We start from the raw sequence: 17,845 nt of genomic DNA on the forward strand, positions 1-17,845 counted from the left end.
ATGGGAGCGAACTGTTCGGCAATCTACGGCAGCACGAGGCGAAACCACCCGACCCGCGCCTTCTGGCAGGTGACTTGACGGCTCCTCAGTGCGAATGGGCCGGTGTGCCCGGTTCAGCACAGCGTCACCGCCAACCGGGCCGAGATCCCTGCGCCGGCCAGCGACGCCGCCGTGCTCCGGGGCACGGACAGCACGACCAGCGCGCCACCCGCCGCGGGGTCTTCGTCAGAACCATCGGCCGCCGTCCGTGGCACCGCCGCCACCCGGGCCCCCTTCGCCACCACCCTGGCGTCCGCCCCGGAGCCCTCGCCCGCGATCACATCGACGCGGTCGCCCGGCCGCAACAGCCGCACCGTCGCCGCATCCGCGATCCGGACCGGCGCCGACACCAGCTGAACCGGCCGCCGCTCCCCTTCCGGCGCCGAACCTCCCGCGCCGTCGGCCGTCCCGCCGCCACCGTCACCAGCGGCCAGCCCTGTCGCAGCCAGCGCCGCAGCTGTCAGCGCCAGTCCGGCCGCCATCGCGCGGCGCTGTCGCCACACCGCCCGCCGTAACCGACGCCCACCACCCCCGCGCACCCGCAGCGGCGCGAACGCGGGCACCCCACAGGGTGGTGGCGCCGACACCGGCGGGCCGGGGACCGTCGGACGTACATCGGACGAGGACGTGGTCGGAGAAACGGGCGGGAACATGGCCGACACCACCTGCCGTGAGGAGCGAGGAGCGCGAAGTCAGGCGTTCGGACGAACACCGACGCCCCTCACGATCCACCGTCCGCGAGATTCCCGCCGAGCTCTGTGGACAGCGCACACGCTGTGGACAAGTCGGTCACCCACCCGTGCCCCACCCGCCTCGCAGAGCCGAGATCGAAGCCAGGCCCGAACCAGGACCAGGCCCGAACCAGGACCAGGCCGAACCAGGGACCAAGCCGCGGCCGCACCCCCTACGGCAGCTCGATCCCCGTCTCGATCCCGTCCAGCGCACGCGCACAAGAACAGCTGCGCTCCCCTTCCGCAGGCAGTGCCGTCACCGCGTCGAACAGCACCGCCCGCAGCCGGTCCACATTGGCCGCGAACACCTTCAGCACGTCCCCGTGGGAGACGCCCTCGCCCGCCTCGGCGCCCGCGTCCAGGTCCGTCACCAGCGTCATCGTCGTGTAACAGAGCCCCAGTTCACGGGCGAGCACGGCCTCCGGATGCCCGGTCATGCCGACCACCGACCAGCCCATCGCCGCATGCCAGCGCGATTCGGCCCGGGTCGAGAAGCGCGGCCCCTCGACGACCACCAGCGTCCCGCCGTCCACCGGCTCCCAGCCCTTGGCGCGTGCCGAGGCAAGGGCGACCTTGCGCCCCTCGGGGCAGTACGGGTCGGCGAAGCCCAGGTGCACCACGTTCGACGCAACCCCGTCCGCACGGGTCTCCCCGTCGTAATACGTCTGCGTGCGGGCCTTGGTGCGGTCCACCATCTGGTCCGGTACGAGCAGCGTCCCCGGTCCGTACTCCGGACGCAGCCCGCCGACCGCACACGGACCGAGCACCTGACGTACGCCCACGGACCGCAGCGCCCACAGGTTGGCGCGGTAGTTGATGCGGTGCGGCGGCACATGGTGGCCGCGTCCGTGGCGGGGGAGGAAAGCGACCCGGCGGCCGCCGATCTCACCGAGGAAGACGGAATCGCTCGGCTGTCCGTACGGGGTGTCCACGCGAACCTCGGTGACGTCCTCCAGGAAGGAGTACAAGCCCGAACCGCCGATGACACCGATCTCTGCGTTCACCATGCGATCACACTAGCGGGGCTGTAAATGCCGAGGGCCCCGCCGATCGGATCGGCGGGGCCCTCGGATGAAGTGTGAAGCTGCGTACCTCGGCTCAGGCGGCCGACGTACCGCTCGACGACGACGCGGAGGACGACGACGAGGAAGAGGAAGCAGCCGCCGACGAGGACGCGGACGACTTCGAGTCCGACCCCGTCGAGGGAGTCGACGAAGCGGAACCGGATGCCTTCGCGGACGACGAAGCCGGCGCACTGCTCGACGAGGAGCCGCGGCTGTCGTTCCGGTAGAAACCGGAACCCTTGAAGACAATGCCGACCGCCGAGAACACCTTCTTCAGGCGTCCCTCGCAGTTCGGGCACACGGTCAGAGCGTCATCGGTGAACTTCTGCACCGCCTCGAGGCCCTCGCCACATTCGGTGCACTGGTACTGATAGGTCGGCACTTGTCTTCCTCCTGGCACTCTCACTCGATGAGTGCTAACAATCCTCAATGGTAGCTGCTACGGGCCGCTGTTTGCAGTAACGTCTGTCACCTGCCCCAAGGGCAGCGGTCAGGGCTTGGCCGTCGTGAGGGCCGCCGGCCTGAGCGAAAAGCTGCCACATTATGTGGCGGAGGAGTCACACTGACGTATTCCGCTGAGACGAGCGCATGAATCGTCACTTTCTGGCCGCGACGGGATCGCGGTGAACCGAGCCGTGTGCGGCCATGATGGTCGCGCGGGCCGGTGTCAGCCGCGAACGCAGCGTCACCAAAGTCACGAGCGCCAGCACGGTCCCCACCAGCGGCACCACGAAGCCGGTGCTCGCGCCGTGGGCGTCCGCCAGCCGCCCGGCGACCGTCACCGCAGCGGCCTGTCCGAGCGCGACCGCGCCCGTCAGCCAGGTGAATGCCTCGGTCCTTGCGGACGCCGGAACCAGCGCCTCGACGAGCGTGTATCCGCTGATCAACGCGGGTGCGATGGAGAGTCCGACGAGCAGCCCGAGTCCGGCCAGCAGCGGCACGGAGTGCACGGCCCACAGCCCGGACGCGGTCAGGGTCAGCGCCGCGTACCCGGCGATCAGCCTGCGCCGCGGCCCGCTCTTCCAGGCGACGGCACCGCAGGCGATCCCGGCCAGCATGTTGCCGGCCGCGAAGATCCCGTACAGCAGGCCGTTCGCGCCGGGCCGGCCGATCTCCTCGGCGAACGCGGTCAGCGAGACCTGCATGCCGCCGAAGACGGCGCCGATCCCGAGGAACGCCACCGCGAGCACGCGTACGCCCGGTACGGACAGGGCGGAGGTGTGCCGTTCGGAGGCGTCGGACGTGGTGGCGCGGACCGCGGGCTGGGTGCGGCGCTGCGCCGCGAAGAGCAGGCCGCCCATCAGCGTCAGTGCGGCCTCCGTGATCAGTCCGGCCGCCGGATGCACCCCGGTGCACAGGGCGGTGGCAAGGACGGGTCCGATGACGAAGGTGAACTCGTCCGTCACCGACTCGAAGGCGGCGGCGGTCGACATCAGGGGCGAGGCCTTCCGGCCGGGTGCCGCGCCCAGCAGTGCCGCCCAGCGGGCCCGCACCATCGGGCCGATCTGCGGGACGGACGCACCGGTCGGCACTGCGGCCAGGAACAGCAGCCAGAGCGGTGCGTCCGCCAGTGCGAGTGCTGTCAGCGCCGATACGGACGCCGCGTGCACGAGGACTCCCGGCAGCAGTACGGCGCGTTGGCCGATGCGGTCGGCCAGCTTGCCGCTCTGCGGGGCGAACAGCGCCATGGAGACACCGGTGACAGCGGCGACAGCGCCCGCGCTGCCGTACGAGCCGGTGGTGTGCTGAACCAGCAGGACGATGCCGATGGTCAGCATCGCGAAGGGCTGCCGTGCGGCGAAGCCCGGGAGGAGGAAGGTCCACGCACCGGGGATGCGCAGCAGTTGCCCGTAACCGGGGCGGTCGGAGACCGTGGACGCCACGGTCCATGCCTTTCTGCTGCCTGGTAGCCATGCTTCCGTGGCCGGTCCGCACCTGTGGGTGCCGGTCCCGGACGGGAGCTGCCGAGAGCTGTCCTCTTCGCGCGGAACTGCGGTAGATGCCGGGCGCTCGCAGCAGAGGCGGAGGACGCCACGACCGCCATACGGTCGCGCCAGCTCTGCGTCAGGCAGAGTTGGTCGATCCGGTGTTGACCGGATCTATCGATCTTTGTCGATCACGTTTCCTTCATGCTACAGGGCAGGATCCGGTGCATGCCTGCGATTGCGGGCAATCACACCTTCGTAGCCTCGGATCAGTGGTGCGTCCTGGTCCTGCCGGTTCCACCGGTGCCGCCGTCGGTCCCCAGCCAACCGGCCAGCTTGCCGCCCTCGCCGACCGCCCGCAGTCGGGCCTCGGCCGTGTCGCGCACCGGATCGGTCGCGACGACGAGCAGTTCGTCGCCCCGCCGCAGCATCGTCGACGGTCCGGGCACGAAGCTCTTCCCCTCCCGTACGACGAGGGTGACGGCCGCTCCGGCGGGCAGCCGCAGTTCGGCGATCTCCACGCCGTGCATCTTCGACTTCCCGGGGATCGCCACCGACAGCAGATGTCCGCGCAGCCGCTCGAGCGGCGCCGACTCGATGCCCAGGTCGGTGGCCTCGGAGGGGTCCTCGGCGATCTTCAGGGCTTTGGCCAGCCAGGGCAGGGTCGGCCCCTGGATCAGCGTGTAGACGACAACGAGTACGAAGACGATGTTGAAGACGTGGGTGGAGCCCTCGATCCCGTGCACCATGGGAATGGTCGCCAGGATGATGGGGACGGCGCCACGCAGCCCCGCCCACGACATGAAGGCCTTCTCCCGCCACGGCAACCGGAACGGGATCAGGGAGATGAAGACCTCCATGGGGCGCGCCACCACGGTCAGTACAAGACCCACGATGATCGCGGGCCAGAAGTCGTCGAGCAGGTCGTGCGGGGTGACCAGCAGCCCGAGCAGGACGAACATGCCGATCTGGGCCAGCCAGCCGAGCCCGTCGGCGAAGCCGCGGGTGGCGGGCCAGTGCGGCAGCTTGGCGTTGCCGAGGAGCATCGCGGCCAGATAGACGGCGAGGAAGCCACTGCCGTGGACCAGGGCGCCGGCCGCGTACGCGGACACGGCGATCGCCATCACCGCGATCGGGTAGAGACCGGACGCGGGCAGTGCCACATGACGCAGTCCGAACGAGCCGAGCCAGCCGACGGCGATGCCGACGGCCGCGCCGATCAGCAGTTCCAGGGCGATCTCGCCGACCAGCAGGTACCAGTTGTCCACCGGCCCCTTGGTCGAGAAGGCCACCACCAGGATCACCACGGGGGCGTCGTTGAAGCCGGACTCGGCCTCCAGCACACCGGTGATCCGGGCAGGCAGCGGCACCTTGCGCAGCACGGAGAAGACCGCGGCGGCGTCCGTCGACGAGACGACCGCGCCGATGATCAGCGACTGCCGCCAGTCCAGGCCGACCAGATAGTGCGCCCCGGCCGCGGTGACGCTCACGCTCACCGCGACACCGACGACCGACAGCGTCGCCGCGGCGGGCAGTGCCGGCTTGATCTCCTTCCACTTCGTGCCGAGGCCGCCCTCGGCCAGGATCACGACAAGGGCGGCGTAGCCGAACACCTGGGTGAGTTCGGCGTTGTCGAACTTGATGTGGAGGATCCCGTCCTGCCCGATGGCGATCCCGATGCCGAGATACAGGAGCAGGCTGGGGAGCCCGCTGCGGGACGAGATGCGTACCGCCGCGACGGCGACGAGCAGGACGAGCGAGCAGACGAGCAGGAGTTCGTTGAGCGCGTGGACAGTCAGTGGCCGTTCCTTCCCTGCGTACGCCTGCCGAATGGCTCTCCGGCGGCCGGTACTTCGTTACCTTACCTAATCTTTAACGCTTTCTTGACGCGTTCGAGTGCTCATGTGATCGCTGCTCGATTCGATGGATCCCGATACCGCGTCGGACCCGCCTCGGTGCTGCGCCTATGGTTGCTCCTGCACTCCCAGGACCACCCTGCCCCTCGAAGGACAGCGATGCCCGTCAACACAACCGCCTCTTCCGGCTCTTCCGGTTCTGCCGGTGCGAAGACCGGCAAGAAGAAGGGGCGACGCGCCCGCCTGATCGTGATCGTCCTGGTGCTGGCGCTTGTCGCGGGTATCGGTTACGGCGCGTACTGGTCCGTAGCGACCGTGCGTGCCTCGTACCCGCAGACGAACGGGTCGGTCAAGATCGACGGTCTCTCCGCCAACGTCGACGTCAAGCGCGACAGCTATGGAATCCCGCAGATCTACGCGGACTCCGACACCGACCTGTTCCGCGCCCAGGGCTTCGTGCAGGCTCAGGACCGCTTCTGGGAGATGGACGTCCGCCGTCATATGACGGCCGGCCGGCTCTCCGAGATGTTCGGCTCCGGGCAGGTCGACACGGACGCCTTCCTGCGGACGCTGGGCTGGCGCAAGATCGCGCAGGAGGAGTACGACACCGTCCTGTCCGCGGACACCAAGAAGAACCTCCAGGCGTACGCGGACGGGGTGAACGCCTACCTCAAGGGGCGCGACGGCAAGGACATCTCCGTCGAGTACGCCGCGCTCGGCCTCACCAACGACTACACGCCGACCAAGTGGACCCCGGTCGACTCGGTCGCCTGGCTGAAGGCGATGGCCTGGGACCTGCGCGGCAACATGCAGGAAGAGATCGACCGCTCGCTGATGACCAGCAGGCTCAGCAAGGAACAGATCGAGGACCTGTACCCCGCGTACCCGTACGACAAGCACCGGCCGATCGTCGGCCAGGGTGCGATCTCGTCGGTCACCGGCGCGTTCGACCCGGCCGCGACGTCGTCCACCGGCGTCGGCGCGAACACCGTGCAGGGCGCCACCGAGGGCCTGAACACCCAGCTCTCCTCGCTCTCCGACACCCTCGACAAGATCCCCGCGCTGCTCGGCCCGAACGGCAACGGCATCGGATCCAACTCCTGGGTCGTCTCCGGCACCTACACGACCACCCGCAAGCCGCTGCTCGCCAACGACCCGCACCTCGCGCCGCAGCTGCCGTCGCTCTGGTACCAGATGGGGCTGCACTGCCGGCAGCTCTCGGCGACCTGTCAGTACGACACCGCCGGATACACCTTCTCCGGCATGCCCGGCGTGATAATCGGCCACAACCAGGACATCGCCTGGGGCTTCACCAACCTCGGCGCGGACGTCACCGACCTCTTCCTGGAGAAGGTCTCCGACGAGGGCTACCTGTACGACGGCAAGGTGAAGCCCTTCGTCACCCGCAAGGAGACCATCAAGGTCGCGGACGGCGAGAGCCGGCACATCACCGTGCGCGAGACGAACAACGGTCCGCTGGTCTCCGACCGCAGTGGCGAGCTGGAGAAGGTCGGCCAGAAGGCCCCCGTCACCAACGCCGCGCCGGACCGCGGCGACGGTTACGCCGTCGCCCTGAAGTGGACCGCGCTTGAACCGGGTCACTCCATGGACGCCGTCTTCGAGCTCAACCGCGCAAAGGACTTCAAGACCTTCCGGGCCGCCGCCGAGCACTTCGAGGTCCCCTCGCAGAACCTCGTCTACGCCGACACCAAGGGCAACATCGGCTATCAGGCCCCGGGGAAGATCCCGGTCCGCAAGGCGGGCAACGGCACGATGCCGAGCCCGGGCTGGGCGTCGTCGTACGGCTGGAAGAAGGACCCGATCCCGTTCGACGAGCTGCCGTACGAGTACAACCCGAAGCGCGGCTACATCGTCACCGCCAACCAGGCCGTCATCGACGAGAAGAAGTACCGCCCCATGCTCACCAAGGACTGGGGCTACGGCACCCGCAGCCAGCGGATCAACGACCTCATCGAGTCGAAGATCAAGGGTGGCGGGAAGATCTCGACCGACGACATGCAGAAGATGCAGATGGACAACACCAGCGAGATCGCTGCGCTGCTGGTGCCCGAGCTGATGAAGATCAACGTCTCCGACAAGAGCGTACGTGAGGCACAGAAGCTCCTGGAGGGCTGGGACTACACCCAGGAGCCCGACTCGGCGGCCGCTGCCTACTTCAACGCGGTCTGGCGCAACATCCTCAGGCTGGCCTTCGGCGACAAGCTGCCCAAGGAGCTGCGGGTCAAGGGCGAGTGCCTCACCGTCCTCCCGGCCGACAGCACGGGTCCGGTCGACGAGCAGGACAAGCCGGTACGCGAATGCGGCCAGCGCGACACGGACACGGCGCAGCCGGACGGCGGCGACCGCTGGTACCAGGTGGTCGCCAACCTCATGGACGACGAGAACAACGAATGGTGGCAGTCGCCGAAGAACCGCAAGGACAAGGCGACCGAGACCCGTGACGAGCTCTTCGGCCGCGCCATGAAGGACGCCCGCTGGGAGCTGACCGCCAAGCTCGGCAAGGACATCTCGACCTGGAGCTGGGGCCGGCTGCACCAGCTGACCCTGAAGAACCAGACCCTCGGTACCGAAGGCCCCGATGTGCTCCAGCGGGCCCTCAACCGGGGCCCGTGGAACCTCGGCGGCGGCGAGGCCGCGGTCAACGCCTCCGGCTGGAACGCGGCGGGCGGCTACGAGGTCATCTGGGTGCCGTCGATGCGGATGGTCGTCAACGTGGGGGACTGGGACAAGTCCCGCTGGGTCAACCTCACCGGCGCCTCCGGGCACGCGTTCAGCGCGCACTACACCGATCAGACCGACAAGTGGGTCAACGGCGAACTGCTCGACTGGTCCTTCGGGACGAATGCGGTGGCGAAGACGACGAAGGACACGTTGACGCTCAAGCCGTCCTGACGCTCGAGCCGTCATAGGAGGCGGCGGGCCCGGGGCTGTTCCGGCCGGGCTCAGACGGTGAAGCGCCGCGCTCCGGCCGGTGTCACCACGGCGTCCACGGGGTGGTCGTGCGGTTCCACGGGAACCTGCGCGACCACCTCGTTGTCGTAGAGCAGGACGACCAGCGCCGGATGCGCCCCGGCCGCCGCGAGCCGGGCCAGCACCCGGTCGTACGAACCTCCGCCGCGACCGAGCCGCATCCCGCGCCCGTCCACCGCGAGGCCCGGCAGCAGGACCACGTCCGCGTCCAGGACGGCGTCCGGCCCGAGCCGCGGACCGTCCGGCTCCAGCAGCCCGCGAGCCGCCGGTACGAGGCCGTCGCCACCCTTGTACGCGGCCCAGTCCAGATCGTTGTCCGAGAGGAGCACCGGCAGCAGCACCCGTACCCCCCGCGCGCGCAGCGCATCCAGCAGTGCACGGGTGCCCGGCTCGCGCCCCACCGAGACGTAGGCTGCGACGGTACGGGCCTCGGCCAGCTCCGGAAGATCTACTGCACCGTGGGACAGAACCATCGCGGCGTTGTCCACGTCCTCCCTGCTCAGGAGGGATCGCGCGGCAAGCAGGTCTCGCCGCAGGGAGGCCTTTTGGGGCATGTCGGTGTTCAACGGGCACCTATGAATCTCGCGTATGTGCATATATGAGTACAAAGTTAACCGGACGCTCATCTTCCGCCCATGGGCGCCGGTTATGGTTGCGCGCATGACTCAGTCGCACCCCAGGATCAGCAAGGCTGTCATTCCGGCCGCAGGGCTTGGTACCCGCTTTCTGCCGGCCACCAAAGCCACTCCCAAGGAGATGCTGCCTGTCGTCGACAAGCCCGCGATCCAGTACGTCGTCGAAGAAGCGGTGGCGGCCGGCCTCTCCGACGTACTCATGATCACAGGCCGCAACAAGCGCCCCCTCGAGGATCACTTCGACCGCAACTACGAGCTGGAGTCCGCGCTCACCCGCAAGGGAGACGCCGACCGGCTCCGGAAGGTCCAGGAGTCGAGTGACCTCGCCACCATGCACTACGTCCGCCAGGGCGACCCGCGCGGCCTCGGCCACGCCGTGCTGTGCGCCGCACCGCACGTCGGCGACCAGCCGTTCGCGGTCCTCCTCGGTGACGACCTGATCGACCCGCGCGACCCGCTGCTCGCCCGCATGGTCGAGGTCCAGGAGCGCGAGGGCGGCAGCGTCGTCGCGCTGATGGAGGTCGAGCCGGAGCAGATCCATCTGTACGGCTGCGCGGCCGTCGAGGCCACCACGGACGGCGATGTCGTCAGGGTCTCCGGGCTGGTCGAGAAGCCCGATCCGGCGGACGCGCCGAGCAACCTCGCGATCATCGGCCGCTATGTCCTCGACCCCGCCGTCTTCGACATACTGCGCAGGACCGAGCCGGGCCGCGGCGGCGAGATCCAGCTCACCGACGCCCTGCAGTTGCTCGCCGAGGACGAGAAGATCGGTGGCCCCGTGCACGGTGTCGTCTTCAAGGGCCGCCGCTATGACACCGGTGACCGGAGCGACTACCTCCGCACCATTGTCAGACTCGCGTGCGAACGTGAGGACCTGGGCCCGGACTTCCGGAGCTGGCTCCGCAGTTTCGTCACCGAGGAGATGTAGCACTTGAGCAGCCCGATCTGGTCGGTGGACGAGCACCTGGCGGACATCCTCGCCGCGGTACGACCGCTCGAACCCATCGAGCTCCAACTGCCCGAGGCCCAGGGCTGCGTCCTCGTCGAGGACGTCATGGTGGAGATCGCCCTGCCGCCCTTCGACAACAGCTCGATGGACGGTTACGCGGTCCGCACCGCCGATCTCGAGGGCGCCAGCGAGGAGTTCCCCGCGGTGCTCACGGTCATCGGTGACGTCGCGGCGGGCAGTGACGGACTCTCCGGCGACAAGACCGTCGGCCCCGGCGAGGCCGCCCGCATCATGACCGGCGCCCCGCTGCCGGCCGGTGCGGAGGCTGTCGTGCCGGTCGAGTGGACCGACGGCGGTACGGGCGGCGGCCCGGCGGACACCATGCGCGCCCACAGCCACGCCCCGCAGGACGCGGGCGGCGAGGTCCGCGTCCACCGCCCCGTCGCGGCCCGCGCCCATGTCCGGGCCCGCGGCAGCGATGTGCAGCCCGGCGATCTGGCCCTGCGGGCCGGTTCGGTCATCGGGCCGCCGCAGATCGGGCTGCTCGCCGCGATCGGCCGCTCCACAGTGAAGGTGCGGCCCCGGCCGCGTGTCGTGGTCATCTCCACCGGCAGCGAACTGGTGCAACCCGGTGAGGAACTGACCGGCGGCCAGATCTACGACTCGAACAGCTTCGCGCTGACTGCTGCCGCGCGCGACGCCGGAGCCATCTCCTACCGGGTCGGCGCCGTCACCGACGACGCCGACATGCTCCGCGCCACGATCGAGGACCAGCTGATCCGCGCCGACATCGTCGTCACCACGGGCGGCGTCAGCGTCGGCGCGTACGACGTGGTCAAGGAGGCCCTGTCCGCCGTCGGCGACGCGGACGAGCCGGGCAGCGGCATCGAGTTCCGCAAGCTCGCCATGCAGCCGGGCAAGCCGCAGGGCTTCGGCTCGATCGGCCCCGAACACACCCCGCTGCTGGCACTGCCGGGCAACCCCGTCTCGTCGTACGTCTCGTTCGAGCTGTTCGTACGGCCCGCGATCCGCACGCTGATGGGCCTGAAGGACGTGACCCGCCCGACGGTCCGCGCCACGCTGAAGACCGACAGCACACTCAGCTCGCCGTCCGGCAAGCGCCAGTTCCTGCGCGGCACGTACGACGCCGAGGAGGGCACCGTCACCCCCGTCGGCGGCTCCGGATCGCATCTGATCGCCGCCCTCGCCCAGGCGGACGCGCTGATCGTGCTGCCGGAGGACGTCACCTCGGCGGAGCCCGGCACGGTCACCGAGGTGATCCTGCTCCGCTGAACGCGACCCGGTGGCGGTACGGTGTCTGCCGCTGTGCCTTACCGGGGGACACCCCCCGGACCCCCGGCCGCACTCCGGTGCAGGCCGAGCGGGCAACCGGCGCCCTACCGCTAGGCGGAGTCCAGTGAGTACGCAGAACAGGCTGACGCATCTCGACGAGGCGGGTGCGGCCCGGATGGTCGACGTGTCCGAGAAGGACGTCACCGCGCGCGTCGCCCGCGCCAGCGGCCGGGTCCTCGTCTCGCCGCGCGTCGTCGAACTGCTCCGTGGCGAGGGAGTTCCCAAGGGCGACGCCCTCGCCACCGCCCGTATCGCCGGGATCATGGGCGCCAAGCGCACTCCCGAGCTGATCCCGCTCTGCCACCCGCTCGCCGTCTCCGGCGTGCAGGTCGACCTGAGCGTCGCCGACGACGCGGTGGAGATCCTCGCCACGGTGAGGACGACGGACCGCACCGGCGTCGAGATGGAGGCCCTGACGGCCGTCTCGGTCGCCGCGCTCACCGTGATCGACATGATCAAGGCGGTCGACAAGAGCGCGGTCATCACGGACGTCCGGGTCGAGTCGAAGTCCGGTGGCAAGTCGGGCGACTACCGGCGCTCCGTGCCGAAGGGAGCGGACGCATGACAGCGCCCGAGGCTGTGGCGTCCGGCGGCGAGCGTGCGTCGCTCCCGGAGCCGGACGAGCAGGGCGCGCCCCTCGACGGTGCGCCGCCCGCCCCCCGCACCGCGCTCGTCGTGACCGCGTCGAACCGCGCCTCGGCCGGTGTCTACGCCGACCGGGGCGGCCCCCTGATCGTCGAGGCGCTCGCCGCACTCGGCTTCGCCGTCGACGGGCCGCAGGTCGTCCCCGACGGCGACCCCGTCGAGCAGGCCCTGCGGGACGGGGTGGCCGCCGCGTACGACGTCATCGTCACCACCGGCGGTACGGGCATCTCACCGACCGACCGCACCCCCGACGCCACCCGCCGCGTCGTCGACCACGAGGTCCCCGGCATCCCCGAGGCGATCCGTGCCGAGGGCCGCGACAAGGTCCCCACGGCCGCGCTCTCCCGCGGCCTCGCCGGAGTCGCCGTCCGCACCCTCATCGTGAACCTGCCGGGCTCCACCGGCGGGGTGCGCGACGGTCTCGCCGTCCTCGAACGCCTTCTGGTGCACGCCGTCGATCAGCTCCGCGGCGGCGACCACCCCCGACCCGGGAGCCCGAGCTGAACGTCCCGACCTGGCCGGTGATCCTGACGGACGGCGCGATCGCCCTCCGGCCGATAAAGCTGCGCGACCAGCGCGAGTGGCGGGAGGTCAACCGGCGCAACCGCGACTGGCTCCGCCCCTGGGAGGCGACCGTCCCACCGCCCGGCCCGGGCGGTCCGGTGGCCCGGCGCCCCACCTACCGTCAGATGGTCCGCCATCTGCGCTCCGAGGCGAACGCCGGCCGGATGCTGCCGTTCGCCATCGAGTACGAGGGGCGTCTGGTAGGGCAGTTGACGGTCGCCGGGATCACCTGGGGATCGATGTGCTCGGGCCATATCGGCTACTGGGTGGACCAGGACGTGGCGGGTCGCGGTGTCATGCCGACCGCGGTCGCTCTCGCCGTCGATCACTGCTTCCGGTCCGTCGGAGTGCACCGCATCGAGGTGTGCATTCGCCCCGAGAACGGGCCCAGCCGAAGAGTCGTGGAGAAACTCGGATTCCGCGAGGAAGGACTGCGTCCACGTTATCTCCACATCGACGGTGCCTGGCGGGACCATCTGATCTTCGCGCTCACCGCGGAGGAGGTGCCCGACGGGCTGCTCCGGCGCTGGCACCAGGCACGACCCGGAACGCCGCGCTAAATAAAATGAATGTTCGAAATTGATCGCTGTGTGACTGCTAACGAACCCGCAAACGGCGACTGTTGATCCGAACAATCACAAAAAAAGTCCGTGATATCAGCCAGATCGTGCGACACACCGGGCCAATTGGCGGATGCCCCCGTGCAAACCCCTCTACGGTGTGAGACGTGAGCAGCAGCGGCCTCATCTATGCAGTCATCGTCGGGGCCTGGGCCGCCTACTTGGTGCCGATGTGGCTCCGCAGGCAGGACGAGCTCAATGAAGCCCGCCCTACGGAACGCTTCAGCACCGCCATCCGGCTGCTGTCCGGACGGGCGGCGATGGAGCGCCGGTACGCCAAGGAACTGCGGGAGCGCACCACCGAGGAGGCGGCGCCCGACGCCGAGCCGGACGTGGACACGGACCGAGTGGATTCCGTGGACGTCCGGGCCTTCGCCGCGCCTCCGGCGCATACCGAAGCCCGTGTGCACGACCCGGTGCGCGCACCGGAGCGTGCGGCTTCCACGGCGCAGGCGTACCAGGGTTCCCAGGAGCGGCAGGCCCAGGAGGGATCGGCACACGCGTCCGTGCCCGTACCCGCGCGGCGCGCGCGCCCCGGTGGGATCGATGCGGAGCGCGCCCGGCGTGCCCAGCGCTCGCAGGTGCTGGCGCGCCGTCGGCGCACCACCTCGGTCCTCTTCCTCGCCTTCACCCTCGGCGCGGTCGTCGCGGCGGTCGGCGGCCTCCACTTCCTGTGGGCGCCCGCGGTGCCTGCGGTGCTGCTGAGCACGTACATCGTGCATCTGCGCGCCAAGGAACGGCGCAGGTTCGCCTTCACCATGGACCGGCGCAGGGCGGAGGTGGCGGCACAGCACCTGCGCGAGAACCGCCACCGCAGGCACCAGCCCGCGGCCACGGCCCCCGCCGAGCCCGACGAGGAGCCCGAAGCGCGCCACCCCGAGCCCGAGCCCGCCCCCGCGGTCTCCCCGCAGGAAGCGGGCCGCCGCGCGCTGGTCGAGCAGACGGACCACGCGGAGTGGGTCGACCAGCAGCGTGAACGCGGCCGGGCCCAGGGCGACAGCTGGGAGCCTGTCCCGGTCCCGCTGCCGACCTACGTCACCGCGCCCGTGGCCCCGCGTGCCACGGGCGGCGTCGAGGTCGGCAACCCGGAGACCTGGAGCGCGGCCCGCTCCAGCACCGCCGAACCGGCACAGCCGGGCACCACGACCCCCACCGCACCCCCCGTGGACCCGGCCCCGCGCCAGCGCACCAACCAGTCCCGCCGCACCCGCGACCGCGGCCGGACCCCGCTCTTCGACCAGTACGAGGACGGCGACCGGCCCCGCGCCGCCAACGAGTGAGGCCCGCTGCGACGCCGACCAGGCTGACCAGCGAGGGAGCGGATTTCCGGGCACCGCTCCGAGGATGCTAGAGTTTCACTCGTTGCAAGGGCCTGTGGCGCAGTCTGGTAGCGCACCTCGTTCGCATCGAGGGGGTCTGGGGTTCAAATCCCCACAGGTCCACCGCAGCTCAGAGCCCCTACCGGGGAAACCCGGTAGGGGCTCTTTGGCGTCGTACAGCCGCGAAGTACAGCAACTACGTCTGATCTTGTGCGCCGAGGCGGACCGTCGCAGCAGCCGACCGCGCGGCGAAGGCTCGGTCGAAGTTCCGCGGCTCGATCGGGGTTCCGTGATGGTCCAGATCCTGTAGTTGCCACACAGGGGACAGAAGGAGCCCCTGGCCGCGGTGACACCGGCCAGGGACTCCTCGGGGCGATCTGCCTACGTCAGCCGCCGGACTCCGACGACGGGATGTAGGCGCCCGGCACGTCCTCCGGCGCGAAGATCTTGTCCTCGCCGGGGTACGGCTTCTTCCACTCGTGCGTCTGGTACCACGTGAAGTGGTTCATCTGCGCGGGGGGTGCGAAGTCGGGCACAGCGTTGGGCCCGGTCAGTCGCTGCTTCGACTTCCATGTGTCCCACTTCGCCGCGAGTGCCTGCTTGTCCGCCGGCACCTTCGCCGACGGCGCGGGCGCCGCACCGGGGTCCTGCGGTGCCGGGGTGTCCAGGCCGCAGGCAGGCGGGGTCGCCAGACCCCCGGTCAGCGGGGTCCGGTTGGGCAGCGCCTTGAACTGCGTGAAGTCCGCCTTCTTGGTGAACGCCGCACGCATCGGGCTGGCCGCGCTGTCCTTCTGGTTCATCGGGTGGATCCCGAGGATCTGCTCGATGGTGCGGATCATCGTGATCTGCGAGTAGTAGTGGCTGTCGACGGCGTCGTGCTGGGCCCAGGGGCTGATGATCTGGACCGGGGCGCGGTGGCCGTCGACGTGGTCGAGGCCGGCCTGGGAGTCGTCCTCGACCACGAAGATCGCGGAGTCCTTCCAGTGCTTGCTGTGCGAGATCTCGTCGACGATCCTGCCGACCGCGAGGTCGTTGTCCGCGACCTGAGCGGCGGCGTTCGCCGGACCACCGGTGTGGTCGCTGGAGAGCCAGAACATGTTCAGGTTCGCCGGCCCGTTCTTCTCGAAGTCACGCTTCCAGATCTGCTCCCGGTAGATGTCCGGGACGCTGGTGTCGAACTTCGGGAAGCCGTGCACCGACACGTCGTTGAGCGACGGGATCGGCGAGGACGAGTTCAGCGTATAGGCGGTGTCCTGCCCGGTCGTCTCCATGTTCTTGGAGTCGCAGTACAGGTTCTGCCAGCTCGCGCCCGACGGCTTGGTCAGGAACTGCTGGAACTCACCGAAGTCCCGCACGGACTTCCCGGCCGCCTGCGCACCGGTCCAGATGAAGCCGGTCCGCTGGTGGCCGAGAGCGTCGTCCTCGGTGTCGTAGCTGCGTGCGTACTCTCCGGCCGAGGACTCGGTGTACTCCGGGTTGTCGGCCTGCATCAGCCAGTTGTGCCCCTCGGCGGAGTTCGTGCCGATGTCGTACGTGTTGTCGTACAGCCCGAACTGCTTGGCCAGCGCGTGCTGATTCGGCGTCACGTTCTCGCCGAACTGCGCCAGCGACGGGTCGCCGTTGCCCTGCGGGATGTCACCGAGGACCTGGTCGTAGGTCCGGTTCTCCTTGACGAGCAGGAAGACGTGCTTGATCGTCGAGGGGTCTCCGAGCCGCTCCGGGACCGGCACCGGCTTCGCGTGGCCCTTGCCCTTGCCCTTGGCCTTGGCCAGCGTGACCGCGCCGCGGTTCCAGCCGTTCTGCTTGAAGACCTTGGCCGTCTCGGACTTGATGACGCGGTCGTCGGGCAGCGTGAACCGCTGCACGCTCGACGTCGTGTCGTGGGTGCCGTGCCCGGCGCTGTTGGTGGGGCGGCGGGCGTCGATACCACGGGTGCTGGAGACCACGACCTTGTTGCCGACGGTGGCGATCTCGGCGGGGAAGTAGTCCGTCGAGAGCAGACCGACGTAGCTGACCGGCTCCTGCGGGGTCGTGTACCGGTAGACGGCGACCGCGTTGGCGCGGCCGAGCGTCACCAGCAGGTGACCGTCGTCGGTGAGCGTCACCGCGTCGGGCTCGTAACCCACCGACGCCTCCGGCCACGGCTGGGTGGCGACGGTCTGCACGACCTTGTTTCTGGCGGTGTCGATGACCGACACGTCGTTGGTGGCGGTGTTGGTGACGAACAGTGCCCCGTGCTTGGCGTACAGGGCGGTCGGGTGCAGACCGACGTCGATGCTCGCGACGGCGGCAGCCGGGTTCGCCAGGTCGATGACGCTGACCGTGCCGGTGGTGGTGGCAGCGGTCACCGGGCTGGCTGGGACCTGGGTGTTGTAGGAGTTGATCGTGGTGTCGCCGGGCTTCGCCGGACGCCCGCCCTCGTTGCTGACGTACAGCTTGGAGCCGACCACGGTCATGTCGCGCGGGGCGTTGCCCACGGCCCAGCTCTGCTTGATGGCCCCGGTCGCCGCGTCGATGGCGACCACCCGGTTCTGGCCGTTGACCGCGGAGTACACGGTGGAGCCGTCGGACGAGAACACCGCCTCGCCGACCAGCGCGTGCTTGGGCCCGTCCACAGGGATGTTGACAGACGTCGGGTTGGCGACGCTGCCGTCCGGGTTCACGGTGAACTTGGTGTAGCCGTCGGTCTGGCCCAGCCACAGCTGCGAACCGTCGGGCGAGTACGTGGGGCCTTCCTGGCCAACGGAGTTGCTGCTGATGCGCGGGCTCGACGACGCGGCGCTGCCGACGAGCTGCTGCACCTGCCAGCTCTTCAGGTCGACGATGGACAGCGCACTGCCACCGTCGGTGATCGAGGCCGCGAGGTGGGTGCCGTCCGGGCTGACCGAGGACGACATGATCTTGCCGTTGTTCACGACGAGACGGTCGCCGTACGGGGCGATGTACTGGTCGCTGGAGATGACCTGGCCCTGATCGGTGGTCTGGCCGACCTGGTCGGTGCCGAACTGGTGCGTCTGGGCAAAAGCGGTGCCGGCGGCGGCGACGGCGAGAGCGGTGATGCCTGCCGTTGCCAGAGGTATCCGGCGGCCGATGCGTCTACCGAGAAAGCCGGAATGCTCCTTCTCGACGCGCCTGCGGCGTGTTACCTGCATGG

Annotated in this window: 14 protein-coding genes and 1 tRNA gene; 8 read left to right on the forward strand and 7 right to left on the reverse strand. The window is 69.6% G+C overall.

Translation table 11 applies throughout. The features are described 5' to 3' along the window. Window positions 1-113: 113 nt before the first annotated feature. From ACIA8E_RS18995 to ACIA8E_RS19015, 5 genes are all read right to left on the reverse strand, one after another. A complete protein-coding gene (locus tag ACIA8E_RS18995; protein WP_399299360.1) occupies window positions 114-521 on the reverse strand; it encodes an RcpC/CpaB family pilus assembly protein in 408 nt (135 codons plus the stop codon). Window positions 522-943: 422 nt separating this feature from the next. Beyond that, the gene (locus tag ACIA8E_RS19000; RefSeq protein WP_030926660.1) at window positions 944-1,777 is read right to left on the reverse strand and encodes an S-methyl-5'-thioadenosine phosphorylase; all 834 of its coding nucleotides are present in this window, start codon (window positions 1,775-1,777) and stop codon (window positions 944-946) included. A gap of 91 nt (window positions 1,778-1,868) precedes the next feature. After that, the gene (locus tag ACIA8E_RS19005) at window positions 1,869-2,216 is read right to left on the reverse strand and encodes an FmdB family zinc ribbon protein (RefSeq protein ID WP_399299362.1); all 348 of its coding nucleotides are present in this window, start codon (window positions 2,214-2,216) and stop codon (window positions 1,869-1,871) included. A gap of 214 nt (window positions 2,217-2,430) precedes the next feature. After that, a complete protein-coding gene (locus ACIA8E_RS19010; RefSeq protein ID WP_399299364.1) occupies window positions 2,431-3,717 on the reverse strand; it encodes an MFS transporter in 1,287 nt (428 codons plus the stop codon). Between the two features lie 311 nt (window positions 3,718-4,028). Then, window positions 4,029-5,531 (reverse strand): potassium/proton antiporter, encoded by a 1,503-nt coding sequence (locus tag ACIA8E_RS19015; protein WP_399299709.1) that lies wholly within the window; start codon window positions 5,529-5,531, stop codon window positions 4,029-4,031. 243 nt (window positions 5,532-5,774) lie between these two features. Between ACIA8E_RS19015 and ACIA8E_RS19020 the strand changes: the two genes are divergently transcribed. Then, window positions 5,775-8,528, forward strand: coding sequence for a penicillin acylase family protein (locus tag ACIA8E_RS19020; RefSeq protein WP_399299366.1), 2,754 nt, complete (start codon window positions 5,775-5,777; stop codon window positions 8,526-8,528). A gap of 50 nt (window positions 8,529-8,578) precedes the next feature. Here ACIA8E_RS19020 and ACIA8E_RS19025 read toward each other — a convergent pair whose 3' ends face one another. Continuing rightward, window positions 8,579-9,160, reverse strand: a complete 582-nt coding sequence (locus ACIA8E_RS19025) for a 5-formyltetrahydrofolate cyclo-ligase (protein WP_399299368.1) — start codon at window positions 9,158-9,160, stop codon at window positions 8,579-8,581. Window positions 9,161-9,266: 106 nt separating this feature from the next. Here ACIA8E_RS19025 and galU point away from each other — a divergent pair, with 106 nt between their 5' ends. The 7 genes from galU to ACIA8E_RS19060 all read left to right on the forward strand — a co-directional run bounded on the left by galU (window position 9,267) and on the right by ACIA8E_RS19060 (window position 14,814). Continuing rightward, entirely contained in the window at window positions 9,267-10,169 is a 903-nt protein-coding gene (galU, locus tag ACIA8E_RS19030; RefSeq protein WP_399299370.1) for a UTP--glucose-1-phosphate uridylyltransferase GalU, read from the forward strand. A 3-nt stretch (window positions 10,170-10,172) separates the two neighbouring features. Next, window positions 10,173-11,483, forward strand: a complete 1,311-nt coding sequence (glp, locus tag ACIA8E_RS19035) for a gephyrin-like molybdotransferase Glp (RefSeq protein WP_399299372.1) — start codon at window positions 10,173-10,175, stop codon at window positions 11,481-11,483. Window positions 11,484-11,607: 124 nt separating this feature from the next. Further along, window positions 11,608-12,108: a cyclic pyranopterin monophosphate synthase MoaC gene (gene moaC / locus ACIA8E_RS19040; RefSeq protein WP_399299374.1), complete on the forward strand. Its 501-nt coding sequence runs from the start codon at window positions 11,608-11,610 to the stop codon at window positions 12,106-12,108. Next, on the forward strand, window positions 12,105-12,692 hold the full coding sequence (locus ACIA8E_RS19045) for a molybdenum cofactor biosynthesis protein B (RefSeq protein WP_399299376.1): 588 nt from the start codon (window positions 12,105-12,107) through the stop codon (window positions 12,690-12,692). The genes moaC and ACIA8E_RS19045 overlap by 4 nt, the downstream gene beginning before the upstream one ends. Before the next feature lie 17 nt (window positions 12,693-12,709). Next, window positions 12,710-13,312, forward strand: a complete 603-nt coding sequence (locus ACIA8E_RS19050) for a GNAT family N-acetyltransferase (protein ID WP_399299378.1) — start codon at window positions 12,710-12,712, stop codon at window positions 13,310-13,312. Window positions 13,313-13,479: 167 nt separating this feature from the next. Further along, window positions 13,480-14,652, forward strand: a complete 1,173-nt coding sequence (gene glpR, locus ACIA8E_RS19055) for a gephyrin-like molybdotransferase receptor GlpR (protein WP_399299380.1) — start codon at window positions 13,480-13,482, stop codon at window positions 14,650-14,652. An 88-nt stretch (window positions 14,653-14,740) separates the two neighbouring features. After that, a tRNA-Ala gene (locus ACIA8E_RS19060) sits at window positions 14,741-14,814 on the forward strand. A 263-nt stretch (window positions 14,815-15,077) separates the two neighbouring features. On the opposite strand, the gene ACIA8E_RS19065 is transcribed toward ACIA8E_RS19060, so the two are convergent. Next, a complete protein-coding gene (locus ACIA8E_RS19065; RefSeq protein WP_399299382.1) occupies window positions 15,078-17,843 on the reverse strand; it encodes an alkaline phosphatase family protein in 2,766 nt (921 codons plus the stop codon). Between the last annotated feature and the right edge of the window lie 2 nt (window positions 17,844-17,845).

This window comes from Streptomyces sp. NPDC051664 (assembly GCF_044453545.1).
Lineage (GTDB): Bacteria > Actinomycetota > Actinomycetes > Streptomycetales > Streptomycetaceae > Streptomyces.